This is a genomic window from Microbacterium sp. UCD-TDU, assembly GCF_000340625.1.
GTDB lineage: Bacteria > Actinomycetota > Actinomycetes > Actinomycetales > Microbacteriaceae > Microbacterium > Microbacterium maritypicum.
In genome coordinates this window covers 803,873-827,158 of the sequence record NZ_KB454446.1, presented here as the reverse complement: position 1 = coordinate 827,158, position 23,286 = coordinate 803,873, and the positions used below count along the sequence as shown (strand labels likewise).

21 protein-coding genes and 1 tRNA gene are annotated in these 23,286 nt (G+C 66.8%); 12 read left to right on the top strand and 10 right to left on the bottom strand.

Annotated elements, in window-relative coordinates; all coding sequences use genetic code 11:
• Window positions 1-42: 42 nt before the first annotated feature.
• The 5 genes from D514_RS26875 to D514_RS38060 all read right to left on the bottom strand — a co-directional run bounded on the left by D514_RS26875 (window position 43) and on the right by D514_RS38060 (window position 3,855).
• Window positions 43-1,467 (bottom strand): dicarboxylate/amino acid:cation symporter, encoded by a 1,425-nt coding sequence (locus D514_RS26875; RefSeq protein WP_017829425.1) that lies wholly within the window; start codon window positions 1,465-1,467, stop codon window positions 43-45.
• 114 nt (window positions 1,468-1,581) lie between these two features.
• Window positions 1,582-1,818 (bottom strand): helix-turn-helix transcriptional regulator, encoded by a 237-nt coding sequence (locus tag D514_RS26870; protein WP_017829424.1) that lies wholly within the window; start codon window positions 1,816-1,818, stop codon window positions 1,582-1,584.
• Entirely contained in the window at window positions 1,815-2,588 is a 774-nt protein-coding gene (locus tag D514_RS26865; RefSeq protein WP_017829423.1) for a hypothetical protein, read from the bottom strand. The genes D514_RS26870 and D514_RS26865 overlap by 4 nt, the downstream gene beginning before the upstream one ends.
• Window positions 2,588-3,229, bottom strand: coding sequence for a hypothetical protein (locus D514_RS26860; RefSeq protein WP_017829422.1), 642 nt, complete (start codon window positions 3,227-3,229; stop codon window positions 2,588-2,590). The genes D514_RS26865 and D514_RS26860 overlap by 1 nt, the downstream gene beginning before the upstream one ends.
• Window positions 3,229-3,855: a hypothetical protein gene (locus D514_RS38060; RefSeq protein WP_017829421.1), complete on the bottom strand. Its 627-nt coding sequence runs from the start codon at window positions 3,853-3,855 to the stop codon at window positions 3,229-3,231. Before D514_RS38060 ends, D514_RS26860 begins: the two co-directional genes overlap by 1 nt.
• A gap of 189 nt (window positions 3,856-4,044) precedes the next feature.
• Between D514_RS38060 and D514_RS26850 the strand changes: the two genes are divergently transcribed.
• From D514_RS26850 to D514_RS26840, 4 genes are all read left to right on the top strand, one after another.
• Window positions 4,045-6,579 (top strand): ATP-dependent Clp protease ATP-binding subunit, encoded by a 2,535-nt coding sequence (locus D514_RS26850; RefSeq protein WP_017829420.1) that lies wholly within the window; start codon window positions 4,045-4,047, stop codon window positions 6,577-6,579.
• 98 nt (window positions 6,580-6,677) lie between these two features.
• Window positions 6,678-7,178 (top strand): amino-acid N-acetyltransferase, encoded by a 501-nt coding sequence (locus tag D514_RS0119290; RefSeq protein WP_017829419.1) that lies wholly within the window; start codon window positions 6,678-6,680, stop codon window positions 7,176-7,178.
• Between the two features lie 65 nt (window positions 7,179-7,243).
• Complete coding sequence (locus D514_RS26845; RefSeq protein WP_017829418.1) at window positions 7,244-7,894, top strand: hypothetical protein; 651 nt, start codon at window positions 7,244-7,246, stop codon at window positions 7,892-7,894.
• A gap of 339 nt (window positions 7,895-8,233) precedes the next feature.
• Complete coding sequence (locus D514_RS26840; RefSeq protein ID WP_017829417.1) at window positions 8,234-8,644, top strand: hypothetical protein; 411 nt, start codon at window positions 8,234-8,236, stop codon at window positions 8,642-8,644.
• An 18-nt stretch (window positions 8,645-8,662) separates the two neighbouring features.
• Here D514_RS26840 and radA read toward each other — a convergent pair whose 3' ends face one another.
• The gene (gene radA, locus D514_RS26835) at window positions 8,663-10,030 is read right to left on the bottom strand and encodes a DNA repair protein RadA (protein WP_017829416.1); all 1,368 of its coding nucleotides are present in this window, start codon (window positions 10,028-10,030) and stop codon (window positions 8,663-8,665) included.
• Between the two features lie 100 nt (window positions 10,031-10,130).
• Between radA and D514_RS26830 the strand changes: the two genes are divergently transcribed.
• From D514_RS26830 to cydC, 5 genes are read left to right on the top strand one after another with little or no spacing between them, the layout of a single operon-like run.
• Entirely contained in the window at window positions 10,131-10,847 is a 717-nt protein-coding gene (locus D514_RS26830) for a metalloregulator ArsR/SmtB family transcription factor (RefSeq protein ID WP_031205691.1), read from the top strand.
• Window positions 10,834-12,249: a cytochrome ubiquinol oxidase subunit I gene (locus D514_RS26825; protein ID WP_017829414.1), complete on the top strand. Its 1,416-nt coding sequence runs from the start codon at window positions 10,834-10,836 to the stop codon at window positions 12,247-12,249. The genes D514_RS26830 and D514_RS26825 overlap by 14 nt, the downstream gene beginning before the upstream one ends.
• A 14-nt stretch (window positions 12,250-12,263) precedes the next feature.
• A complete protein-coding gene (gene cydB / locus D514_RS26820) occupies window positions 12,264-13,292 on the top strand; it encodes a cytochrome d ubiquinol oxidase subunit II (RefSeq protein ID WP_017829413.1) in 1,029 nt (342 codons plus the stop codon).
• The gene (gene cydD / locus D514_RS26815) at window positions 13,289-14,956 is read left to right on the top strand and encodes a thiol reductant ABC exporter subunit CydD (RefSeq protein WP_017829412.1); all 1,668 of its coding nucleotides are present in this window, start codon (window positions 13,289-13,291) and stop codon (window positions 14,954-14,956) included. Before cydB ends, cydD begins: the two co-directional genes overlap by 4 nt.
• Window positions 14,953-16,644 carry a thiol reductant ABC exporter subunit CydC gene (gene cydC, locus D514_RS26810; protein ID WP_017829411.1) on the top strand — a complete coding sequence of 564 codons (1,692 nt, stop codon included), beginning with the start codon at window positions 14,953-14,955 and terminating at the stop codon, window positions 16,642-16,644. Before cydD ends, cydC begins: the two co-directional genes overlap by 4 nt.
• A gap of 23 nt (window positions 16,645-16,667) precedes the next feature.
• On the opposite strand, the gene D514_RS26805 is transcribed toward cydC, so the two are convergent.
• The gene (locus D514_RS26805) at window positions 16,668-17,465 is read right to left on the bottom strand and encodes a hypothetical protein (RefSeq protein ID WP_144052974.1); all 798 of its coding nucleotides are present in this window, start codon (window positions 17,463-17,465) and stop codon (window positions 16,668-16,670) included.
• A 112-nt stretch (window positions 17,466-17,577) separates the two neighbouring features.
• On the opposite strand from D514_RS26805, the gene D514_RS26800 reads away from it, so the two are divergent.
• From D514_RS26800 to D514_RS26785, 3 genes are all read left to right on the top strand, one after another.
• Window positions 17,578-18,624, top strand: coding sequence for a hypothetical protein (locus D514_RS26800; RefSeq protein ID WP_017829409.1), 1,047 nt, complete (start codon window positions 17,578-17,580; stop codon window positions 18,622-18,624).
• A gap of 51 nt (window positions 18,625-18,675) precedes the next feature.
• Window positions 18,676-18,763, top strand: a tRNA-Ser gene (locus tag D514_RS26795).
• A 129-nt stretch (window positions 18,764-18,892) separates the two neighbouring features.
• Window positions 18,893-20,347, top strand: a complete 1,455-nt coding sequence (locus tag D514_RS26785) for a tyrosine-type recombinase/integrase (RefSeq protein ID WP_144052973.1) — start codon at window positions 18,893-18,895, stop codon at window positions 20,345-20,347.
• 120 nt (window positions 20,348-20,467) lie between these two features.
• On the opposite strand, the gene D514_RS26780 is transcribed toward D514_RS26785, so the two are convergent.
• From D514_RS26780 to D514_RS38055, 3 genes are all read right to left on the bottom strand, one after another.
• Window positions 20,468-20,998, bottom strand: a complete 531-nt coding sequence (locus D514_RS26780) for a HEPN domain-containing protein (RefSeq protein ID WP_017829406.1) — start codon at window positions 20,996-20,998, stop codon at window positions 20,468-20,470.
• Window positions 20,995-22,140 carry a DUF262 domain-containing protein gene (locus tag D514_RS26775; RefSeq protein WP_017829405.1) on the bottom strand — a complete coding sequence of 382 codons (1,146 nt, stop codon included), beginning with the start codon at window positions 22,138-22,140 and terminating at the stop codon, window positions 20,995-20,997. Before D514_RS26775 ends, D514_RS26780 begins: the two co-directional genes overlap by 4 nt.
• Window positions 22,141-22,366: 226 nt before the next feature.
• On the bottom strand, window positions 22,367-23,284 hold the full coding sequence (locus D514_RS38055) for a recombinase family protein (RefSeq protein WP_017829403.1): 918 nt from the start codon (window positions 23,282-23,284) through the stop codon (window positions 22,367-22,369).
• Window positions 23,285-23,286 lie beyond the last annotated feature (2 nt).

The window sequence follows — 23,286 nt, the reverse complement described above, 5'->3', positions numbered from 1 at the left end:
GCCCCATGAGGGGACGAGGCGCTCTGGCGTCGCGGGGTGAGGTCAGCGGGCGCTGACCGGCTCCTTGTCGGAGGACGCATCCGCCTCGGGGGCGTCGTCGTCACCGGAGTCGTCGGCGAAGGGCAGCCCCTCGCGCGGCGCGTTGTAGAGGTCTTCGTTCAGGATGCCCTCGCGCTTGGCGACGATCGTCGGGATCAGCGCCTGGCCCGCCACGTTGACCGCGGTGCGGCCCATGTCGAGGATCGGGTCGATCGCGAGCAGCAGTCCCACGCCCTCGAGCGGCAGGCCCAGGGTCGACAGCGTCAGCGTGAGCATGACCACGGCGCCCGTGGTGCCGGCGGTCGCAGCGGAGCCGACGACCGAGACGATCACGATCAGCAGGTACTGCACGAAGTTCAGCTCGATGCCGAAGAACTGCGCGACGAAGATCGCGGCGATGGCCGGGTAGATCGCGGCGCAGCCGTCCATCTTGGTGGTGGCGCCCAGAGGTACGGCGAATGACGCGTAGGAGCGGGGCACGCCGAGGTTGCGCTCGGTGACGCGCTCGGTGAGGGGCAGCGTTCCGATCGAGGAGCGGCTGACGAAGGCCAGCTGCACCGCGGGCCACACACCCGAGAAGTACTGCTTGATCGACAGGCCGTGGGTGCGCACCAGGATCGGGTAGACCACGAACAGCACGAGCGCGAGGCCGATGTAGACCGCGGCGGCGAACCAGCCGAGGGAGGCCAGCTTCTCCCAGCCGTACTTGATCACGGCCGAGCCGATGAGACCGAACGTGCCGAGCGGGGCGATGCGGATGATCCACCACAGCACGCGCTGGATGACCTTGAGCAGCGACTCGGTGAAGACGAGGAACGGTTCGGCCTTCTTGCCGGCCTTGAGCGCGGCGATGCCGACGACGGCGGCGACCACGATCACCTGCAGGATGTTGAAGCCGACGCTCGACGAGAAGGTCCCCTCGACGGCACCGGGCGAGGTGTTGACGGTGAGGCCGAGGAAGTTCTGCGGGATGAGGCCCAGCAGGAAGTTCCACCAGGTGCCCACGGTGTACGGGTCACCGGGCTCGAGGCCTTCGCCGGCGCGGTTGCCGGGCTGGATCACGAGGCCGAGGACGATGCCGATGATGACGGCTATGAACGCGGTGATCGCGAACCACAGGATCGTCTGGCCGGCGAGGCGCGCGGCGTTCTGCACGCGGCGCAGGTTCGAGATGCTGGCGACGATGGCGGTGAAGATCAGCGGCACGACGGCGGCGCGCAGCAGCGTCACATACGAGTTGCCGATGGTGTCGAGCGTGGCCGACAGCCCTGTCGGGTTCTCGGCGGTGGCGCCGAGCTGGCGGCCGATCAGACCGGCGGCGATGCCGAGGACGAGGGCTGCGAGGATCTGGAAGCCGAACGAGGTCAGCAGCTTCCGGACCGGCCCGCGGGTGTCAGGCGCCTTCTGGGCGCGTGCGGTGGTGCTCATGAGGTGGGGACTCCAGAATCGCGGCGCGCCGAGTACGCGCCATGAGGCCCAACGCTATGGCTGCCTGAGAATTCCCTGGGTGGATATGACGAAGGATGACAATCCGTGCGGGGCTCAGCGCGGTGCGAGCACCAGCAGGTCGCCGACCTCGCAGTCGAGCGCCTCGCAGATCGCCCGCAAGGTCGAGTAGCGGATGGCGCGGGCCCGGTCGTTCTTCAGCACCGACAGATTCACGATGCTCACCCCCACCGCGGCGCTCAGCTCGGTGAGCGTCATCCCGCGGTCGGCGAGCAGCTCGTCGAGTCGGCAGTGGATGCCGGTGAACTCGTCGTCGCTCTCGGCCGGGGTCATACGAGTCCCTCCGTGTCCTTCTCGAGAGCCGCTTTCTCCTGCTGCAGCTGCGCCCGCTCCTGCTCGAGGCGTGTGCCCTGTCGGAACACGGCGGCGAGGGCCAGCAGGCCGAGCGCGCCGACGAAGGGGAGCGGCGTGACGGTCAGTTGGTAGAACGACGGATACCACTCGCTGTCCGGGGTGAAGACCTCGCGAAGACCGGCCGTGGCGGCGATCCCGCTCAGGACGTCGGCCGTCACGCCGAACACGAGCACGGCGATCGCGCCGCCGGTCAGGCTACGCGTCACGGAGCGCGAGAATGCGCGGCCACGCAGCGTCTGGAAGCAGATGACCGCCACGATGACCGCGGGCATGGTGGCCAGAGCGAGGCTGCTCAGTTGTGCGGACGCCGCGAGCAGCCGGAGCCCGAGCGATGCCTGGCCGACAGTGAACTCGGAGAGCTGTTCGCTGCCGCAGGTCAGCATCGTCGTGGCGCTGTCGCCGAACTCCGAGCACGAGAGACCGGTCGGCCAATCCAGATACACGTGGGTCTGACCGTCGAACTCCGCCCAGGGGACGGTGAACGCCTTGAAGATGGTGATCACGGCTCCCACCGCGGACAACAGGATCCACCACCCGGAGAGCGTGAGTGCCGCATCCAGCGCGATCGTGCGGCTCCCCCTGCGACGCCCTCTCCACACGACGACACCGAGGATGACCGTGATCACCGCGAGCGCGATCCCGATGTTGAGCAGGGACGGCCACACCTCGTCCGAACCGAAGCTGAGCATCAGACGAGTCCTTCCGTTTCCTTCTCGAGCGCGAGCTTCTCGTTCTGTAACCGGATGCCGCGGCGGAATGCCACCGCGATCAGGCCCACCGTCACCCCGGTGGCGAAGATCGGCGCGACGCTCCAGAACTCGATCGGATGCACCGGTTCCCCGTCGCCGATGCCGAGAGCGGAGGTGACGCCGTTGCGGCCCATCGTCTCGAGCATCACGATCAGGATCGGAGCGCCGACGAGCGTCCAGCCGATCACATCGAAGGCTCGCGCGTTCGGACGGACGAAGAAGCGTCCGCGGAGGAAGTTCCAGGCGACCAGCGTCACCGCAGCGATGACCGCGACGGCCGCGAGAGCCCACAGCGCGATGGCGGCGATGATGGCCGTGACCGAGGCCGCGTTCACCCCGTCGGCGATGACCATCGCCTCGTCCGCGAACCCCTCGATCGAGATGGCACCGGAGTCGGTCGTGGCGGAGATCGGCTGCTGGTCGATGGGGACCGTCCAGGCGATCCCCGTTTCGCGGAAGGTGCTGGCGACGCGCAGGATCGTGGCGAATGCGACGGTGACGAGCGCCGCAGCCGCGTAGAGGATCACGGTGATGGCGTCCGCGGTCTCGGAGCGAGTGGGGGCGGTGGTGGTGCGGGGCATCAGACGAGTCCTTCCGTGTCGCGCTGCAGCCGCTGCCCGATCTCGAAAGCGCCGGCTACGACGGCCAGAGCGAGTCCCCACCCGAGAGGCGCGAGGTCGATGGACATCTCGAACGTCGGCACGCCCGCGGGCGTGAGTCCCAGTTCCTGCGACACCTCGCTGAAGGCGTTGGCGCGCACGGCCTGGCTCAGCAGACCGCCGAGCATCACGGCGATGGCCGCGGCTCCGATGCCCCAGGTGGCGGCGGTGCCGAATGGGCGTCCGATGAACAGGCGGAGGCAGAGCCACGCCACCGCGAAGCACAGGGCGACCGGACCGAGGATCGCCAGACCGTCGGCGATCGCGAGCAACAGGCGCGGCGAGAGGCTCAGCCCCTCGGCGGTGATCGTCACGGTGTCGTAGTGCGCGTCGGAGACGGCGGGAACGTCGAGGAATGCCTTCGCATCGACCGAGCGGAGGGGCATCGACGGGATCGTGATCGCCTCGCTCGCCATCAGAACGGCGGAGCGGATGCCGGCGCCGATGAGATCGACGACGGCAATGGCCGCCGCCGCTCCGGCGATGAAGCCCAGCACGGTCTTCTCCAAGAGCGTGGCTGTTCTGTTCGTGGTCTGTGCCTCGGTCATGTCGTCCCCTTCTCGTCGGTCCCCTCAGGACCCGTGTTATCGACATTCGTTAACATAACGACTGTCGATAACACGGTCAACCCCCGGTATGCCCACGGCGAACACGGGCATACGTGCCCGATGTGGTGGTTACTCTCGATGTACAAGCGCTTCACGCGTCTTCGCCCCGTGCGAATAAGGAGTCACAGCATGTTCGAGAGATTCACGGACCGAGCCCGTCGAGTGGTCGTCCTCGCCCAAGAAGAGGCGAAGATGCTCAACCACAACTACATCGGAACCGAGCACATCCTGCTCGGTCTCATCCACGAGGGCGAAGGTGTCGCCGCCAAGGCGCTCGAAAGCCTCGGCATCTCCCTCGACGCCGTGCGCGAGCAGGTGCAGGACATCATCGGCCAGGGTCAGCAGCAGCCGACCGGGCACATCCCGTTCACCCCGCGCGCCAAGAAGGTTCTTGAGCTCAGCCTCCGCGAGGCCCTGCAGCTCGGCCACAACTACATCGGGACCGAGCACATCCTGCTCGGCCTCATCCGCGAGGGCGAGGGCGTCGCCGCCCAGGTGCTCGTCAAGCTCGGCGCCGACCTCAACAAGGTCCGCCAGCAGGTCATCCAGCTGCTCTCCGGCGCTCCCGGCCGCGAGCCGGCCTCCGTCGGTGCGCAGACGAACGACTCGCAGGCCAGCGCCCAGGGCGGCTCCGCCGTGCTCGACCAGTTCGGCCGCAACCTCACGCAGGCCGCGCGCGACAACAAGCTCGACCCCGTCATCGGGCGCGAGAAGGAGGCGGAGCGGGTCATGCAGATCCTCTCCCGCCGTTCCAAGAACAACCCCGTCCTGATCGGCGAGCCCGGCGTCGGCAAGACCGCCGTCGTCGAGGGTCTGGCACAGGCGATCGTCAAGGGCGATGTGCCCGAGACGCTGAAGGACAAGCAGCTCTACTCGCTCGACCTCGGCTCGCTCATCGCCGGGTCCCGCTACCGCGGTGACTTCGAGGAGCGCCTGAAGAAGGTCACCAAGGAGATCCGCACGCGCGGCGACATCATCGTCTTCATCGATGAGATCCACACCCTGGTGGGTGCGGGTGCCGCTGAGGGCGCGATCGACGCGGCCAGCATCCTGAAGCCGCTCCTCGCCCGTGGCGAGCTGCAGACGATCGGTGCCACCACGCTCGACGAGTACCGCAAGCACTTCGAGAAGGATGCAGCGCTCGAGCGCCGCTTCCAGCCGGTGCAGGTCAACGAGCCGACGCTGCCGCACGCGATCAACATCCTCAAGGGACTCCGCGACCGCTACGAGGCGCACCACAAGGTGCAGATCACCGACGGCGCGATCGTGGCCGCGGCGAACCTCGCCGACCGCTACGTCTCCGACCGGTTCCTCCCGGACAAGGCCATCGATCTGATCGACGAGGCCGGCGCACGCCTGCGTCTGTCGATCCTGTCGAGCCCGCCCGAGCTGCGCGAGTTCGACGAGAAGATCGCCGCCGTGCGTGAGCAGAAGGAGGTCGCCTCCGAGGAGCAGGACTTCGAGAAGGCCGCATCCCTGCGCGATGAGGAGAAGAGCCTCCTCGCCGAGCGTCTGCGTCTCGAGAAGCAGTGGCGTGCAGGCGACGTCGCGACCTCCGCGGTCGTCGACGAGGGTCTGATCGCCGAGGTGCTCGCGCAGGCCACCGGCATCCCCGTCTTCAAGCTCACGGAGGAGGAGTCCAGCCGACTCGTCTTCATGGAGAAGGCCCTGCACCAGCGTGTCATCGGTCAGGAAGAGGCGATCGCCGCCCTCTCCAAGACGATCCGTCGTCAGCGTGCCGGTCTCAAGGACCCGAAGCGCCCCTCCGGCTCGTTCATCTTCGCCGGCCCCACGGGTGTCGGAAAGACCGAGCTCGCCAAGGCTCTCGCCGAGTTCCTGTTCGACGACGAGGCTGCGCTGATCTCGCTCGACATGAGCGAGTTCGGTGAGAAGCACACCGTCTCGCGTCTGTTCGGTGCCCCTCCCGGTTTCGTCGGATTCGAAGAGGGTGGCCAGCTCACCGAGAAGGTGCGGCGCAAGCCCTTCAGTGTGGTGCTCTTCGACGAGATCGAGAAGGCCCACCCTGACATCTTCAACTCGCTGCTGCAGATCCTCGAAGAGGGTCGTCTCACCGACGGTCAGGGTCGGATCGTGGACTTCAAGAACACGGTCATCATCATGACCACCAACCTCGGTGCGCGCGACATCGCCGGCGGTCCCGTGGGCTTCCAGATCGAGGGCAACGACTCGACCAGCTACGACCGGATGAAGGGCAAGGTGAACGAAGAGCTCAAGCGGCACTTCAAGCCCGAGTTCCTGAACCGTGTCGACGACATCATCGTGTTCCCGCAGCTGTCGAAGGAAGAGCTGGTGCAGATCGTCGATCTGTTCACCAAGCGCCTCGGCGAGCGTCTGCTGGACCGCGACATGACGATCGAGCTGTCGCAGGCCGCGAAGGAACGTCTCATCGAGATCGGCTTCGACCCGGCGCTCGGCGCCCGACCGCTGCGTCGCGCGATGCAGCACGAGGTCGAGGACCGTCTGTCGGAGAAGATCCTGCACGGCGAGCTCAACTCCGGCGACCACGTGAAGGTCGATGCGAAGGACGGGCAGTTCCTGTTCGAGCACGGCCCGCGCGACGGCGGCCCCGTCGCGGTCGGTGTCAACACCGGCGGCGGCGCGATCGCCGGCACCCCCGACCTGGCGGTCGCCAGCGGGGAGTGACCTCGGTTGAATCATGAGAAGGGGCGGATGCTGCGGCATCCGCCCCTTTCCTGTGTCCGGCACAGGTGCCGCAGGGCCACGGGTTCTAGGCTTGTGATGTGAGCGAGTACATCGTCCGGCCGGCGCGCAGCGCCGACATCGTCGGCATCCGTGACCTGCTGCAGCCGCTCGTGGAGCAGCGCATCCTGCTCGGCAAAGACCTGGCGGTGCTGTACGGCGCCGTGCAGGAGTTCGTCGTCGCGGAGGCCGACGGGGTGCTGATCGGATGCGGCGCCCTGCACGTGTTCTGGGAAGACCTCGGCGAGGTGCGCACCCTCCTGGTGCGCGACGACTGGCTGCACCACGGCGTCGGACGTGCGATCGTCGACCGCCTCGAGGAGAACGCCGCGACGCTCGGGCTGACCCGCCTGTTCTGTCTCACCTTCGAGGTCGACTTCTTCGGGCGCCGGGGCTACACGCCGATCGGCGAGCAGGTGGTCGACTCCGACGTGTACTCGCAGTTGCTGCGCAGCGGTGACGCGGGTGTCGAGGAGTTCCTCGACCTCGCCCACGTCAAGCCGAACACGCTCGGCAACACCCGCATGCTCAAGGTGCTCTGACTCCGCCTCCGCCCGTGCCGTGGGGCCTCCCAGGCTGAGAGCGGAGGATCGCTTAGCCTAGAGTCATGCCCCGTCGCTCCGCCGCCGTCTACCGTCGTCGGCGACTGGTCGTGATCGGAGGGCTCGTCCTGGCCGTCGCGGCCATCGGCATCGGCGCCTGGCTTCTGATCGCGCGCCCGTGGGCCGCCGCCGACACGGCATCGCCCGCGCCGGCGACGCCGTCGATGTCGCCCTCGCCGTCTGCCGATCCGTCCGCCGGGGGAGAGTCGCCCGCTCCCGAACCCTCAGCTGCGCAGACCCCGGCGATCGTGGCCTGCGAGGCGGCCGACATCGAGGTCACGGCAGTCACCGACTCCGACACGTACGCGGCCGGGGTGCTGCCGAAGCTCTCGATCTCGCTGACGAACAAGGGCGCCAAAGACTGCACGATCGATGTGGGGTCGACGACCCAGGTCTTCACGATCTCCAGCGGCGCCGATGTCTGGTGGCGTTCGACCGACTGCCAGGAGAACCCGAGCAGCATGATCGCCACGCTCACGGCGGGCACCACGGTCACGAGCAAAGACCCCGTCACCTGGGATCGCACTCGGTCGAGCGTCGAGACGTGCGCGCAGGAGAATCGACAGCGGGCACCGGGCGGAGGAGCTTCGTACCATGTGGAGGTCTCGATCGGCGGGTTCACGAGCCCTTCCAGCGCGCAGATCCTGCTCTACTGAGGCCCGCTGAGTTTCGAAGCGAACTCCGAAGACGCTCTTCGAAAATCGTCGCAAGTCGGCGCTGTTGCGACGAAATCGGGCGATGTTTGCCGCCGTAGGCACGCGATGCTGACAACCGTGACTCTTTGGGATACCATAGAAGCGACTCTCCGCATCTGCGGCACCAAGCCATCCCCAGTGGCGTCGAACTACAGCGTCCCCAGCGCTTCGACACCGCCGCTCGAGAGTCCGAGGGCCCTCTCGAGTACCCCAGTCCCCAATGTGGGACTCGAGAGGGCCCCAATCGTCTCCACGGCACATTCGGCGCTTCGCGCTTCGTCCCGTGAATAAGCTGGACACATGGCAGCGAAGAAGGCGAAGGCCGCGAAGAACAAGCCCGCACCCGAGGACTTCCGTTCGGATGCCCTGGCGCAGGCCCTGGAGAAGCAGGACGTCGCTGCGGTCGCTCTCGCCCTCCGCCACGGCACCACGGTCGTGCCGCTGATCAAGCCCGGCGCACGCGACAATCCGCTCGACAGCGGCGAGGTGTGGACCTACCGCGACCCGAAGACCGGCGACCTCGCGCTGCTGCTGTTCAGCGACGCGAAGAACAAGCCGGCCAATCTGCCCCCCGGCGTCGGCATCTACGGTGCCGACTGGCTGCGCAAGTTCCTCGCCGCGCACCCGATCACGACGGTCTTCCTCGACATCGCCGGCCCTCACCCCATGCAGGCGGACCCTGCCGAGCTGCTCAAGGCGCTCGACGCCTGAGAGGCCCGAGCGTCCCCGTCAGAACGGCGGGATATCGCGATCGGAGCGGCGTGACGTGTTGCGCGCCCGCACATCGCCGAGCGCGGCGCGGAGCGTTTTCGAACGGTCGTCGACCACCTGCTCGTATCCCAGGCGTGCGGCCTCGGACCGTCGCTGCGCCGCCTGGGTGACCGGACGGATCTCGCCCGCGAGGCTCAGCTCTCCCACGGCGGCGACCGTGCGCGGCACCGAGATCTGCTGGATGGACCCTGCCACGGCGATCGCGATCGCGAGGTCGGCCGCCGGCTCTGTGAAGCGCACGCCACCGACCGTCGACACGTAGACGTCGAGGCTGCCGGTGGGCACACCTGCGCGACGTTCGAGGATCGCCAGCACCATCGCCACCCGCGAGGAGTCGAGGCCGTGCACGATGCGGCGGGGGTTGGGGGCGTTGCTGGGCACCGTGAGCGCCTGCACCTCGACCGGAAGAGCACGCCGGCCCTCGAGCGAGATCGCGACGCAGGTGCCCGGTTCGGTGGCCCCCTGCGAGAGGAAGAGCCCCGAAGGGTCGGGCACCTCGGCGATGCCGTCTCCGGTCATCTCGAAGCAGCCGACCTCGTCGGTCGGCCCGAAGCGGTTCTTGAGGGCGCGGATGAAGCGCAGCGACGTCTGCCGATCGCCTTCGAAGTGGCACACGACGTCGACGAGGTGCTCGAGCACCCTGGGGCCTGCGACCTGTCCGTCTTTCGTGACGTGGCCGACGATGATGATCGGCAGGTCGCGGTCTTTCGCGATGCGGATCAGCGTCGCCGCGACCTCTCGCACCTGGCTCGGCTGCCCGGCAGCACCGTCGATCAACGACGATGAGACCGTCTGCACCGAGTCGACGATCACGAGCTGCGGCTTCACCTCGTCGATGTGACCGAGGATCGTCGCCAGGTCGGTCTCACTCGCCAGATACAGCTCGTCGTGCAGGGCGCCGGTGCGCTCGGCGCGCAGTCGCACCTGGCCGGGAGACTCCTCGGCGCTCGCATAGAGCACACGGCGTCCGCCGCGAGCGGCCTGCGCTGCGACCTCGAGGAGAAGCGTCGACTTGCCGACGCCCGGTTCGCCGCTGAGCAGGATCGCCGCGCCCGGCACGATGCCCCCGCCGAGCACGCGGTCGAACTCGCCGACGCCGCTCGAGCGCCGAGGAGCATCCTGCGTCGTGATCTGGGTGATGGGCCGTGCGGCACGATCGGCCGTCGGCGCGACCGGGCCGACCCGTCGGAGGATGCCGGTCTGCGCCGCCTGTTCCTGGACGGTTCCCCACTGCTGGCACTCGCCGCAGCGCCCGACCCACTTCGCGGTCGTCCACCCGCATTCCGTGCACACGTACGCGGGTGGAGCGGGTTTCCGGGTGGCCATGCCCCCAGGCTATCGCCGGCATCAGACATCCCTATCGGCCAGGTGTTTATTCACGGCCCATCCTCTCTGCAAACTCGCAGTCTCGCGGGATACTGGGTTCATGGCCAACGGCGGGCCCGTTTGCGGGCCGATCTCGAGCTACTCCCGGGTGCAGATCCTGCACTTGCTCTTCGAAGCGGGAAGTTCGCAGACCCGAGGCGAGCTCTCGATCACCGAGCTGTGCGAGGCCACGGGACTGCACCCCAACACGGTCCGCGAGCACCTGGGGCGCTTGATCGAGGGCGGCTACGTGATCCCGACGATCGAGCATCGCACCACGCGGGGCCGGCCGCGCACGCTGTACAGCGCCGCGACCGGAGCACCGGGCGCCTCCAGTCCCGTCGCCCGGGACAAGGCCAAGGCCGCTGCGCGCCGCGGCGACCTGATGCGGAGCATGCTTCCCGATGTGGCATCCGGACTCGGCCGAGACGCCACCTACCAGCTCGACGCGCTCGTGGAGCACCTGGAGGAGAGCGGCTTCGAGCCCGTGCTCGACGACCAGCGGCTCACGGTCGACCTCAGCCCCTGCCCGCACGCCGCCGGACGCTCTGAGGATCGTCCGATGCTGTGCCGTGTGCACCTCGAACTCATGCAAGGCGTCCTCAACGAGGCAGGCGGACCACTCGAAGCCGAGTGTGTTCGCGATGCCGTCCTCGCCTCGGACTGCACCGTGCAGCTGCGCGACACCACCGCGTCGCTGATCGAGGGAACGGAGCCGCCGCGTCACCGCACGACGCCGCAGCACCACAGAACAGGAGTCGCGCATGGAATGGCTTGATCCGCTCGCTCTCGCCCGATGGCAATTCGGGCTGACGACCGTCTACCACTACCTCTTCGTGCCGCTGACGATCGGCATGGCGCTGGTCGCCGCGATCTTCCAGACCGCGTGGGTGCGCACCGCCAAGGTGCAGTACCTGCATCTGACGCGCTTCTTCGGCAAGATCTTCCTCATCAACTTCGCCATGGGCGTCGTCACCGGCATCGTCCAGGAGTTCCAGTTCGGCATGAACTGGTCGGACTACTCCCGCTTCGTCGGCGACGTGTTCGGCGCACCGCTCGCCTTCGAGGGGCTGCTGGCCTTCTTCTTCGAGGCGACCTTCATCGGGCTGTGGATCTTCGGCTGGGACAAGCTCCCGCAGAAGCTGCACCTCGCCACGATCTGGTGCGTCTCGATCGGCAGCATCCTGTCGGCGTACTTCATCATCGCCGCCAACGCGTTCATGCAGAACCCCGTCGGCTACACGTTCAACGAGGCGACCAACCGTGCGGAGCTGACCGACTTCTGGGCGCTGCTGACCAACCCGGTCGCGCTCGCCGCGTTCCCGCACACGATCTTCGGCGCTTTCATGTTCGCGGCCGGTGTCGTGATCTCGGTCTCGGCCTGGCACCTCTCGCGCGGCCAGCACTTCGACACCATGCGCATCTCGCTCAAGTTCGGGCTGTGGGCCATGATCGTCTCGACCGCCGGCGTGGTGCTCACGGGCGACCAGCTCGGACTCGCGATGTACGCTGCGCAGCCGATGAAGATGGCCGCCGCCGAGGCGACGTTCAACACGGTGTGCGGGCCGGATGCCTCGTTCAGCATCTTCACGCTCGGCACACCGGACGGCAGCTCGGAGCTGTTCTCCATCCGCGTGCCGTATCTGCTCTCGCTGCTGTCGACCCACACGCTCGACGCGTGCGTGCACGGCATCAACGACCTGAACGCCGAGTACGCCCAGACGTATGCCTCCACCGGTCTGACCGACTTCGCCCCCGTCCTGTGGATCACGTACTGGGCGTTCCGCTGGATGATCGGCCTCGGCATCGCCGCAGCGCTCGTGGCCGTCGCCGGTCTCTGGGTCACCCGCAAGGGCGCCAAGAAGCCTGTCGCCCCGTGGATGTGGAAGGTCGCGATCTGGTCGTTCCCGCTCGCGCTGGCCGCCAACATCATGGGCTGGGTCTTCACCGAGATGGGACGGCAACCCTGGATCGTGTTCGGGCTGATGACGACGCAGGACGGTGTCTCGCCGGGCGTCAGCGGGCTCGAAGTGCTGATATCGCTCATCTCGTTCACCGCGATCTACGCGGCGCTCGCCGTCGTCGAGATCCGTCTCATCATCCGGGCCGCGCAGAAGGGGCCCGACACCGAAGAGAAGCCGCATGACGAGACGGCCCAGCTGCCGTCGGTCGTCTACTGAGAGAGAGGAGCATCATGGATCTCGCAACGCTCTGGTTCTTCATCGTCGCCTTCTTCTTCGTGGGCTACTTCGTCCTCGACGGGTTCGACTTCGGTGTCGGGATGTCACTGCCGTTCCTCGGCAAGGACGACGTCTCGCGCCGTCAGGTCATCAACACGATCGGTCCGGTCTGGGATCTCAACGAGACCTGGGTCATCGTCGCCGGCGCCGTGCTGTTCGCGTCGTTCCCCGAGTGGTACGCCACGCTGTTCAGCGGGTTCTACCTGCCGCTGCTGCTGATCCTGCTCGCACTGATCCTGCGCGGGGTGTCGTTCGAATACCGGCACCAGCGCGACAGCGTGAAGTGGAAGGCCGGCTTCGACCGGATGATCGTGATCGGCTCGGTCGTTCCCGCGCTGCTGTGGGGTGTCGCGTTCGGCAACATCGTGCAGGGTGTGGCGATCGATGAGAACCACATCTACGTGGGTGGCTTCTTCGCCCTGCTGAACCCGTACGCGCTGCTGGTCGGCGTCACCACCCTGCTGCTGTTCTTCCTCCACGGCGTGCTGTTCGTCGCGCTCAAGACCGACGGTCAGGTGCATGAGGACGCGCAGAAGCTGGCGAAGAAGGCTGCGATCCCGACGATCCTCGTCGCTGCCGCGACGGTGATCTGGACCGTCGCGATCGCGATGGGCCGTGAGGCTCCGCTGCTCTGGCTGGTCATCGGCGCCGGCGCGCTCGCGGCGGTCAGTCTGATCGCGGCTGTCGGGCTCTCCATGGTCCGTCGCGACGGGTGGGCGTTCTTCTCCGGAATGCTCACGGTGCTGTTCGCCGTGGTCATGCTCTTCTCCGCGCTGTTCCCGTACGTGATGCCGTCGACGATCGACCCGGCGTACAGTCTCACGATCGCGAACGCGTCGAGCACGCCGTACACGCTGCAGATCATGAGCTGGACGGCCTTGATCGCGATGCCGCTCGTGCTCGCGTACCAGGCGTGGACGTACTGGGTCTTCCGTAAGCGGGTCACCCGGAAGTCGATCGAGGGGGCTCCGGCGCACGCGTGAAACCCGTCGATCCCCGACTGCTGCGCTACGCGGGTGCCGCGAGGGTCTTCCTCGCGGCATCCGCGTTGATCGGCGTTGTCCAGACGGCGGTCACGATCGCGTTCGCGTGGCTGCTGACCGACGCGATCACCGGTGCGATCGCGGGGCGCGACGTCACCTCGTCGCTGCTCTGGCTGCTGCTGGCGGCGCTGCTGCGCGGACTGCTGATCGCGGCGTCGGACGCGGCGGGCACACGCGCTGCCGCGAAGACCGGGATGCAGCTGCGTTCGGCGCTCGTCGCGGCGGTCGGGAACCTGGGCCCGGGGTGGCTGGCGCAGCGGAATCAGACCGAGCTCGCGGTCACCGCAGGTCACGGGCTCGAGGCGCTCGACGCCTACTTCGCGCGGTACATCCCGCAACTGGTGCTGACCGTGATCGCGACGCCGGTGCTGGTCGCGGTGATGTGGTGGCAGGACTGGCCGAGCGGTCTCACCGCGGTGATCACCCTGCCGCTGATCCCGATCTTCCTGATCCTGATCGGGATGGCGACGCGCACGGTGCAGACGCGCCAGTGGCAGACGCTCCAGCGCCTGGCTGCCCGCTTCGCCGACACGGTGCAGGGACTGTCGACGCTGCGACTGTTCGGACGCGATCGCCGCGCGGCCGATCGCATCGAGGTCACGGCCGACGAGTACCGCCGCGAGACGATGAAGGTGCTGCGGTTCTCGTTCCTGTCGGGCTTCGCGATGGAGCTGCTGGCCTCGATCGCCGTGGCTCTGATCGCGGTGTCGGTGGGGTTCCGACTTCTCTCCGGCGACCTGACGCTCGAGGTGGGGCTGTTCGTGCTGCTGCTCGCGCCCGAGGCATTCCTGCCGATCCGACAGGTGGGCGTGCAATTCCACGCGGCTTCGGAGGGCGTCGCCGCGACCGAGGACGTGTTCGATGTGCTCGACACGGCGGGGGAGCGTGCTGCCGCTGTTCACAACTCAGGACACCCGTCGTTCTCCGGTCCGGCGGACCCTGTTCAGCGCGCTGCGGAGCACGTTCTTCCTGAAGTGCGGACGGAGGACGGCGGAGAGCTGATCGTCACCGGTCTGCGGGTGCGCGATCTGCCGCCCGTGTCATTCACGGCCGCGCCGGGGACCATCACCGTCATCGAAGGGCCGAGCGGGTCGGGGAAGTCGTCGCTGCTCGCAGCTCTCCGCGGCGCGGTCGAGTTCGAGGGGACGGCCGCTTTCGCGGGGAAGGACGTGCGGGGGCTCGCGCCGTCGGCATGGCTCGCGTGGGCGGGGCAGGCTCCCGGTCTGACGCGGGGGACGGTGGCGGCGAACGTCGCGCTCGGCGACCCGGTCCCCGACGCCGACCGGACCCGCGCCGCCCTCGACGACGCCTGCGCCGAGACCATCGACGCCGATCTCGAGCTCGGTGTGCAGGGAGCGGGGCTCTCGGGCGGGCAGGCCCAGCGCGTGGCCGTGGCCAGGGCGCTGTACCGCCAGGCATCCGCGACCGACCGTGTGCTCGCGCTCGATGAGCCCTCGAGCGCCCTCGACCCCGAGACCGAGGACCGGCTGTGGCGATCGCTGCGACGGAGGGCCGACGCCGGGGCGACGATCCTCCTCGTCTCCCACCGTCGCACCGCACGGGAGATCGCGGATCAGATCGTGGAGCTGGGGGTGAGCGCATGACCGCGCGCCGCGCCGCAGCCGACGCCGTTCACCCGCGCACACACCGTGTCCGCGACATCCTCCGTCTCGCGCAGCCCCCTGTCGGGCGCTTCGTGCCCGGTCTCATCTGGGGCCTGCTCTCGGCCGCTGCCGCCGTGAGTCTGCTCGCCGTCAGCGGCTGGCTGATCGTGAGCGCCTCGATCGTCGACTCGCTCGTGCCGCTGTCGGTCGCCGTCGTGGGGGTGCGCTTCTTCGCGGTCTCGCGCGCGGTCACCCGCTACCTCGAGCGATTGAGCGGACACGATGCCGCGCTGCGTCAGCTCGCCTCGACCCGCGCCGACATGGTGCGCCGACTCATCCCGCTGTCTCCGGCCGGCCTCGGCTCGACGGATCGCGGTCGGGTGCTCACGGCGCTCGTCGACGACGTCGAGAATCTGCAGAACCTGCCGCTGCGCGTGGTGCAGCCGCTCGGGGTAGCGGCCCTCGTCGCCGTCGGGGCCGTCGGCTTCGTGGCGTTCGTCTCGCCCCCGGCCGCGCTCACCCTTGCCGTATGCCTGCTCGTCGCTGCAGCCGCAGCGATCGGTCTGGGCTGGGTCTTCGGTTCCCGCGCCGAGGTGCTGGTCTCGGCGCATCGCGCCGACCTCTCCGCCGCTCTCGTCGACTACTTCGGCAGCCTCGACGTGCTCATCGCGTACGGAGCAGAGGAGCAGGCGCGCGCGCGGATCAGCACAGCGGATGCCGCACTGAGAAAGGTCGTCGACCGCGCCTCGCTCGCGCAGGCGATCGCCGCCGGTGTGGTCTCCGCGGTCGCCGGGGCCGCCTCGGTCTGGGCGCTCGCGGCCGCGGCTCCTGGACTCGTCGACGGGTCGATCGACGGCCCGTGGCTGGCGGTGGCCGTGCTCGTGCCGATGGTGGTCTTCGAGATCTTCGGTGCGGTGCCGATCGCTGCGGCATCGTGGCGGAGTGTGCGCTCCAGCGCCGAGCGCATCGTCGACGTGCTGCCGGAGCGGATGCCGGACGAGCTGCGTGCCGACGCCGGCGACGACATCGAGATCGACGGCACCCCGGCCGTGCGTCTGCGCGGCGTCAGGGCGAACTGGCCCGGCGGTGCCCCGGCGCTGAAGGAGATCGATCTCGACCTTCGTCCCGGGGAGCGGGTGCTGGTCACCGGCCCCAGCGGAGCGGGCAAGAGCTCACTGGCCGCGGCCCTGGTCGGCTTCCTGCGCGTGGAGGGCGAGTATCTGGTCGATGGGCGCGATGCTGCGGCGCTCTCGGGGCCGGCGCTGCGTCGGGTGATCGGGCTGTGCGAGCAGAGTCCGCAGCTCTTCGACGAGGACATCCGTCAGAACCTGCTCTTCGCCCGCGACAGCGCCACGGACGACGAGCTGCTGGATGTGCTCGACCGGGTCGGTCTCGGCACCTGGGTGCGTGAGCGCGGGGGCTTGGACGAACGGGTCGGCGATCGCGGCGCGCTGGTGTCGGGCGGGCAGGCGCAGCGGATCTCCCTCGCCAGGGCGCTGCTGCGTGGGTTCCCCGTGCTGGTGCTCGATGAGCCGACGGCCGGGGTGGATCCGGAGGCCTCGGATGCGCTGCTGCGCGACCTGCTGCAGGCCGCCGGCGATCAGACGGTGCTGCTGATCTCGCACGTCGAGCCCCCGGCGGGAACCGTCGGACGCACGGTGCGGATCGAGGGCGGCCGCACGGTCTGAGGGGTGTTCGCTTCTGCGACGCCTCAGGCGTTCATGTCGACGGGCGGTTCCATCACGATGCCCTGCGCTTCGAACGCGCGACGGCGCTCCTCGATGCGCCGGTGCAGCTCGACCTGGGCGGCGTCGACGAACTGCGCGTCGAGGTCGACCGCGGGCGGGTGCGGGTCGCCGTGGTTCGCGGCGATGTATGCGTCGAGCTCCGGGCCGCTGGTCCAGGACGTGATGAGGGCGTAGCGCGGCGCCGTGCCGCGGTGCCAGACCGCGTGCCAGAAGCGCTGGGTGTCGACGATGATGCGGGATCCGGCGCGCAGGGGCAGGCGGATCTCGGTCGCCGGGTCGAAGCGGTCGGCGCGCAGGATCAGCATCGAATCGGTGTCGTCGGAGAGGTTGAAGAACCCGCGGACCACCCAGCCGGTGCCCTCTTTATTGAGGCGGTTGTTGTCGTCCTGGTGCAGGTTGTAGATCGCGTCGGCGTACTCGTTCGGCTGCAGCTCGATCACGCGGCAGCGACCGATGCCGGCACCGGGCTCCTGGGCGCGGCGCTGAAGAGTGGGGGCGATCGCGACCTGCGAGTCGACCCACACGCCATCCTTGTCTGCGCGCGGCGGCGTGTGATTCCAGAAGCCGTTGCAGTCCACGTCGCCCGCATAGCTGGTGAGGGGTGCGAAGCGCGTGACGCCGGAAGAGCGCCAGCCGACGTATTCGAGGGCGAGCCACTCGGCGGGATCGGCGGGACCGGTGTGGTCGTCGAGCACGACGTAGCCGGTCTCGGCCAGCGCCTCGGACGTGATGAAGCCCATGAAGATTGCCCTTCCCGTCATCGCTGCCCCCACAGGCGGCGGGTTCTTAGGCCATCCTAACTCGAATGCCCCCGGTGTGAGCGGAGCCGCCGCCGGGGAAAAGCCCGTCGGGGTGCGTCGATATTCTGAGGACATGACTCAGCCCCAGGGCGCCCTTCTCGTGGGCAGCGTGAACTACGACGACGCCGAGACCACGATCCGTACCGCCGCGGACCTGCTCGGCACGCGACTGCGCCGCATCCCCGACGGCGAGGTCGGCAAGCGGTTCCACTGGATCATGTTCCAGCCCGACGTGATCGGCCGGGCCGAGGGCATCGAGCGCATCGGCGACGAACCCATCCCGTTCCCCGCCGGCATCGACGCCCGCGGTCTGCGCATCGGCGAAGGGGTGGATGCCGCGAGCATCGAGCTGCCTCCGCTCGGCTACGCCGCTGCCGCGATCGAGTCCTACGCGGTGTTCACGCGGCTCCGGGCCGAGGGCGCGGTGCCCGCCGGTGTGCGGTTCCAGGTGTCGTTGCCGACGCCGCTCGCCGTGATCTCCTCGTTCTTCCACGGCGATGACCGCGCGGCGATCGAGCCCGTCTACACCTCCGCGATCGTGCGCGAGCTCGACCGGATCCTGGCCGCCATCCCGCACGAAGACCTCGCGGTGCAGTGGGATGTCGCGAGCGAGATGGGCATCATCGAACGCGCGGCCGGCTACGGCTCCGTCATGGAGGCGTGGTGGCCCGGCGACCCGTTCGACGGTCTCGTCTCGCGCCTGGCCGCGCTGGTCGACGCGGTGCCTGCCGACGTCGAGGTGGGTGTGCACCTCTGCTACGGCGACGCGGGGGAGAAGCACTTCTTCGAGCCGCGGGACGCCGGGAATCTCGTCCGCTACGCGAACGCCGTGGTGGCCGCATCCGATCGTCCGCTCACCTGGCTGCACCTGCCGGTGCCGATCGACCATGACGACGAGGCGTACTTCGCCCCGCTCGCAGACCTCGCCCCGGTCGGCGAGCTCTACCTGGGCCTCGTGCACCGGGAGGACGGTGCGGAAGGCGCCGCCCGTCGCATCGCCGCCGCCGCCCCCTTCGCCCCCGAGTTCGGGGTCGCGACCGAGTGCGGCATCGGCCGCGCGCCCGCAGGATCGACCGAGGGCATCCTGCGCACGCACGCCGACGTCGCCGCCGCCTGGTGACCTGCGGGTCTCGATTCGCGTGCAGGCCCCGCGTCGCGTAAGCTATTCCGCGGTGACGTGTCCGAGCGGCCGAAGGTGCAACTCTCGAAAAGTTGTGTAGGGTAACCCCCTACCGTGGGTTCAAATCCCACCGTCACCGCACAGGGAGCGCATGTTTCCGCCAGGAAATCAAATCTGGCGGAAACATGCGCTTTTTTCATTGCCAGGCGGTGATGACACACCACAGCGTGAGTTGACTCGATGAGTTGACTTCGTCGATGATCGACCCATGGACGAGGCCGAAATCGAGCTGATCAATGCCGAAAAAGAAGCGGAACAGCTCCTCGCGCGTAAGAAGCACGGCCCGAAGGGTGAGCGCCGACCCAAAAAGCGGGCGCATGGCGAGGGAACAGTTTTCCCCGTGGAGCGAACCCGGAAGGACGGGACGATCGCCACCGTCTATTGGGCGGCCAAGACCGTGGAGCTGGGCGGCGCGCGCGTGAAGTTCACGGCCCAGGCCAAGACAGCGCGGGACGCCATCGAGAAGCGGGATCAGAAGATCCTGAAAAAGCGCGTCGAGTATCAGCTCGAATCGCCGGCCAACCTCCCCGTAGATTCTAAGATCGCCACGCTGACCGTAGGCGATTGTCTCTTGGACTGGCTCAAGGAGAAGAGGCAGCAGGGGCTGGCCCCGGCCACCATCCACATGTATGACGCCAGGATCAGAAATCACCTGCTACCTGCATTTGGCGGAAGGCTGGTTCGGGGGCTGACCTACGAAGAGCTCAAGGAGTTCTTCAGCAGGACTCTGCCAGCGAAGGGGCTGGGCGTCGACTCCATCCGCCAGACCTTCATCTGTCTCCGAAGCGCGCTGGATCATTACCTCAGAGACAACATCATCTACCGTCATCCGATGGTGGGTTTGAAGACTCCAGCAAAGAAGGCGAAGACGGTGGATGACACCCTGGCAATCAGGAAGGCCGCCGGTAAGCTCGGCCCCCTCATCATCCAGGAAGCCCGCAAGGACGGTCAGGAGCTTCGATGGATTCTAGGTCTTCTAGGTCTGCGACAGGCGGAAGCCCTCGGCCTCACGGATGATTGCTTCCAGGAACGGGATGGGCTGTTCCGGCTCGTGGTGAAGCAGCAGCTCCAGAGAGTAGGAGCTGAGCATGGCTGCAAGCTGGATGCGACCACCGGCAAATGGAGCTGCGGCAGGAGGACTACTCAATGTCCCTGGAGGGTCGGAGAGAATCACTGGGTTCTCAAGGGCACCAAGACCGTGAACGGCTATCGGGAGATCGGACTGAGTGCAGAACTGTGGGTGCTGGCCTACCAACACATCAAGGCAGTTAAGCAGAAGCGGACTCTGCCGGGGTTCAAGCCCGAAGCAGGAGAGGGGCTGGACAAGCTCATCTTCACCCGGGAAGGTGGCAAACCCATCTACGGCCAGCGGGATCGAACAGCACTCCACAAGCTTCTGGATCAGATCGAGTATAAGTATGGACTGCCAGAAGGAATGACTGTCCACACTCTGCGCCACATGGCGACGACTGCGCTCATCGACGGTGGGGCTGAGAGAGAAGATCTCATCGCGACAATGGGCTGGAGTCCCAAGAACGCTGATGCTCAGATCGCCACTTACAGTAGTGCCGACTCTGCGAAGCAGGCGGCCCCGATGATTCAGGTATATCTTGACGGATACCTCAAGGAGAAGCCGAAGGTCGAAGGCTGGGACGACCTGTAGGTCGATCTCAGCCCGTCGCATCTTGAATGGTCGGCATGTGCAGCCAAGGACAGCCACAGCCTGAGTGCGCAGCCTGTGAACGCTGATGGCACAAGGAAGGCCGGGGAATCGAGGTCTCGACTATGACCTCGGAAACGAACTGCCCCAGCTCGGGTCAGGGTGCAGCCTCAGGATCATCCAGTCCGCTACCTGCTTGGCCATCTCATAGAGGTCCAGCGCTCGCCGTGCTCCAAGCCCTTCGTTCTCCCCGTGGGCGATTGCATGCCGCTTGGTGATCAGAGCGCCTAGATCGTTGGCCAGCGAACCGTTGTCCTTCTCCAGCATCTCTCTGAACTCGTCCGCGAAGCCAGCGTCGAAGCGACCCAGAGTGCTCAAGATGTTCTCGGCGGAGGGGTTGATGCTTCGGCTGAGCCAAGACAGCGAGTATGACCTCGCTGTTCCATAGGACTTCTCTCGCAGATGGCCAGTAGCGCAGAGGTGCATGACCTGTTCCAGGTAGCCGCAAGATCTGACGATGAGGAACTTGACGAGCCAAACCTGTTCCTGATCGGACCGGTTCTCCGGTTGCTCCCGCACCGACTCAGCCAGCTCATCGAGAGATCTCTCCAGGCGGACTAGCTCCGACGGAGGCCATCGGACGCTCTTGGTCATTCTGCGAACGCTGCCGTGGCGATCCGGAGACGATTCCGAACATTCTCCTCTGTGTCTGTCTGAGCGGAAGTAGCCTCGGCGAAATCGGCGTCAGCCCGCAGCTTCGCGATCGCAGCCGCCGCTTCCTCCGGATAGATCTCGCCAGTGGTCGCAACGCGCTTCATCGCCCCAACCATCAGCGCATCGAAGGTAGCGACATTCAGCCGAGCACGGGGAGGGCGGAGGTAATCACGAGCGCCGGCCTCATCGAGAGCGTTGATGGCCTTCGTGAAGTGGTGCCGAATGTCATCTGCTGAGAGCTTGTCGAGGGCGCGATGCCGCCCAAGGAAGGTGTTGAGGAATCTCTTCAGTGGACGGAAGTACTCCTCGGAGCTGACATAGAGCGCCACGACTCGAAGGAGCAGTTCGTGGTCGCGAACTCGGGGGGAGACAGAGCCGTAGATGTTGCGCCAGGACTCGATCTCGTTCAGCTCTCCGAGGAAGTCCACGAACGGCCCGGGATAGAGCGCAATGCGAATCTCGTGCGGAGTCAGCTGCGTGCCACCTGAGTTGAGACGCTCGAAGATCTGGTACACCGACTCGCGAGATTCAGCGGTGCCGTCTGTCTTGACGATCGTTGCCTGGATGAAGCTGTTGTCCAGTACACGCTTCTGCTCGGGTTCGAGAGTCTTGTATGTCAGCCCCTTGAACTCCTCTGCGACATTCTCGAGAGCGAACTCGCGCTTGCGATGAATCCCGTTGTAGAAGGCCTGGAGTGTGCGAAGGCGCTGCTGTCCGTCGAGCACCAGGTAGCGCTTGTCCGACTGCTGAACGAGCATGATGCCTGGAACGGGGAAGCCGAGCAGCAGAGACTCGATGAAGCGATCCATCTGAGGCCGAGTCCACACGAAGCTGCGCTGGAATGCAGCCAGCTCCACATCATCGTCTCCATGGCCGAAGCTGGGGATCACAATGTCCTGCCGGTTCAGACGCCGCACCAGGCCCTCGGCGTCGAAATCGGTGCCCTGGTAACTCACCGCCTCGGCTTCGCCCTCGGACTCGATGGCGGCCTCGCGCTCATCGTCGGTCAGATCCTCAGGTTCGGCTACTGCGAGATCTTGATCATCCTTGATCTGGTCGGCAGCGGGACTCTTCTTGCTCATGCCGCCAGACTATCGATGTACGGTGTCGCGCCTCACAGAATACGGAGTGTCGCGGTCCCGAGCTAGACGGAACAAGGGCGGGGCGGCACAAGGAAGGCCAGAGATCGAGGTCTGATCCCCGGCCTTCCCTGATGATCAGCGGAACGGGATCAGGAATAGGAGCCAGGACAGTCCGTCGATCAACCAGTCAAACCAGCGTCTGTCTTTCGTATAGTCCCTCTCCCGCCTACGCACGATCGGCCTCCTTGGTCAGGTATCGGTAGACGGAGGAACGCAGCACTGTCGAAGCTTTCAGCGCCTTGGGGTACTCCACCTCATCGTCAGCGATATCCTTCGGGATAGCAGCGATTCGAGCAGCGGTGAGATCCTTGGCAATGGCCTCACAGTCGTCGCCGTGCTGCTCTCTCAGACCATCGATCAGCATGAAGTCAGACTCGGCAAGGCCGGTCAGCGTGAGATAGCGGTAGACGACCGGGCGGGACACCGCAGCGTGCTTTTCGGCTCTCTCACGCTCGGGATCATCCAGACCCTCGGGGATCGCCGCCAGCCGGTGTGCGGTGATCTCCTCAGCGATGAGCCGAGGATTCTTGAAGTCGTCGAGTCGAGCGAGCCGATTGATCTCGTCGCAGTCCGCCAGCGTCAGCTTCTCCGGTCTGCCGAGCCTGATCCCGAGCACATGCTTCTTGTAGTAAAGCGACTCCTTCGTGGCCTTGGAGATTCGCTCTCGATAGTCCTGCGCGCCAAAAGCTTCCATGGCGAGCTGGAATGACTCCATGGCGTCTTTCGGGGCATACTTCTGGTAGCGAGGCTCCCCGATGACGGTGAAGACACAGCCGTTGGTTGTGTACTGGTTCACCGCCGCGAGGAAGTCGTAGAAGTCCCTGCTGAGTCGAGACCAGCTCACGAACACGATCTCGATCTTCTGCTTGGGGTCGAGCGCCCGCTCGCTGAGTGCAGCCCATTGCTCACTCTTCTTGAGGCTGATGGTTCCGCTCATCTTGTCGCTGTAGATGTTCTCGGTCGGAACACCGTAGTTGGAGAGCGCATCGATTTGCTGATCGAGCGTCTGTTCCTTGCGGTCTTCCTTCTTGTCAGTCGAGACTCGCGCCCAGCCGAGCGCGATTGGCTCAGATGACTTCGCCATGG

Coding starts and splice junctions, on each gene's coding strand:
- D514_RS26865 (WP_017829423.1), bottom strand. CDS start 2,588: ATGCTCAGCTTCGGTTCGGACGAGGTGTGGCCGTCCCTGCTCAACATC.
- D514_RS26845 (WP_017829418.1), top strand. CDS start 7,244: ATGCCCCGTCGCTCCGCCGCCGTCTACCGTCGTCGGCGACTGGTCGTG.
- D514_RS26800 (WP_017829409.1), top strand. CDS start 17,578: ATGACTCAGCCCCAGGGCGCCCTTCTCGTGGGCAGCGTGAACTACGAC.
- D514_RS26860 (WP_017829422.1), bottom strand. CDS start 3,229: ATGCCCCGCACCACCACCGCCCCCACTCGCTCCGAGACCGCGGACGCC.
- D514_RS26785 (WP_144052973.1), top strand. CDS start 18,893: ATGGACGAGGCCGAAATCGAGCTGATCAATGCCGAAAAAGAAGCGGAA.
- radA (WP_017829416.1), bottom strand. CDS start 10,030: ATGGCCACCCGGAAACCCGCTCCACCCGCGTACGTGTGCACGGAATGC.
- D514_RS26875 (WP_017829425.1), bottom strand. CDS start 1,467: ATGAGCACCACCGCACGCGCCCAGAAGGCGCCTGACACCCGCGGGCCG.
- D514_RS38060 (WP_017829421.1), bottom strand. CDS start 3,855: ATGACCGAGGCACAGACCACGAACAGAACAGCCACGCTCTTGGAGAAG.
- D514_RS26780 (WP_017829406.1), bottom strand. CDS start 20,998: ATGACCAAGAGCGTCCGATGGCCTCCGTCGGAGCTAGTCCGCCTGGAG.
- cydC (WP_017829411.1), top strand. CDS start 14,953: ATGACCGCGCGCCGCGCCGCAGCCGACGCCGTTCACCCGCGCACACAC.
- D514_RS26870 (WP_017829424.1), bottom strand. CDS start 1,818: ATGACCCCGGCCGAGAGCGACGACGAGTTCACCGGCATCCACTGCCGA.
- D514_RS26825 (WP_017829414.1), top strand. CDS start 10,834: ATGGAATGGCTTGATCCGCTCGCTCTCGCCCGATGGCAATTCGGGCTG.
- cydB (WP_017829413.1), top strand. CDS start 12,264: ATGGATCTCGCAACGCTCTGGTTCTTCATCGTCGCCTTCTTCTTCGTG.
- D514_RS26805 (WP_144052974.1), bottom strand. CDS start 17,465: ATGACGGGAAGGGCAATCTTCATGGGCTTCATCACGTCCGAGGCGCTG.
- D514_RS26850 (WP_017829420.1), top strand. CDS start 4,045: ATGTTCGAGAGATTCACGGACCGAGCCCGTCGAGTGGTCGTCCTCGCC.
- D514_RS26830 (WP_031205691.1), top strand. CDS start 10,131: ATGGCCAACGGCGGGCCCGTTTGCGGGCCGATCTCGAGCTACTCCCGG.
- D514_RS26840 (WP_017829417.1), top strand. CDS start 8,234: ATGGCAGCGAAGAAGGCGAAGGCCGCGAAGAACAAGCCCGCACCCGAG.
- D514_RS38055 (WP_017829403.1), bottom strand. CDS start 23,284: ATGGCGAAGTCATCTGAGCCAATCGCGCTCGGCTGGGCGCGAGTCTCG.
- D514_RS26775 (WP_017829405.1), bottom strand. CDS start 22,140: ATGAGCAAGAAGAGTCCCGCTGCCGACCAGATCAAGGATGATCAAGAT.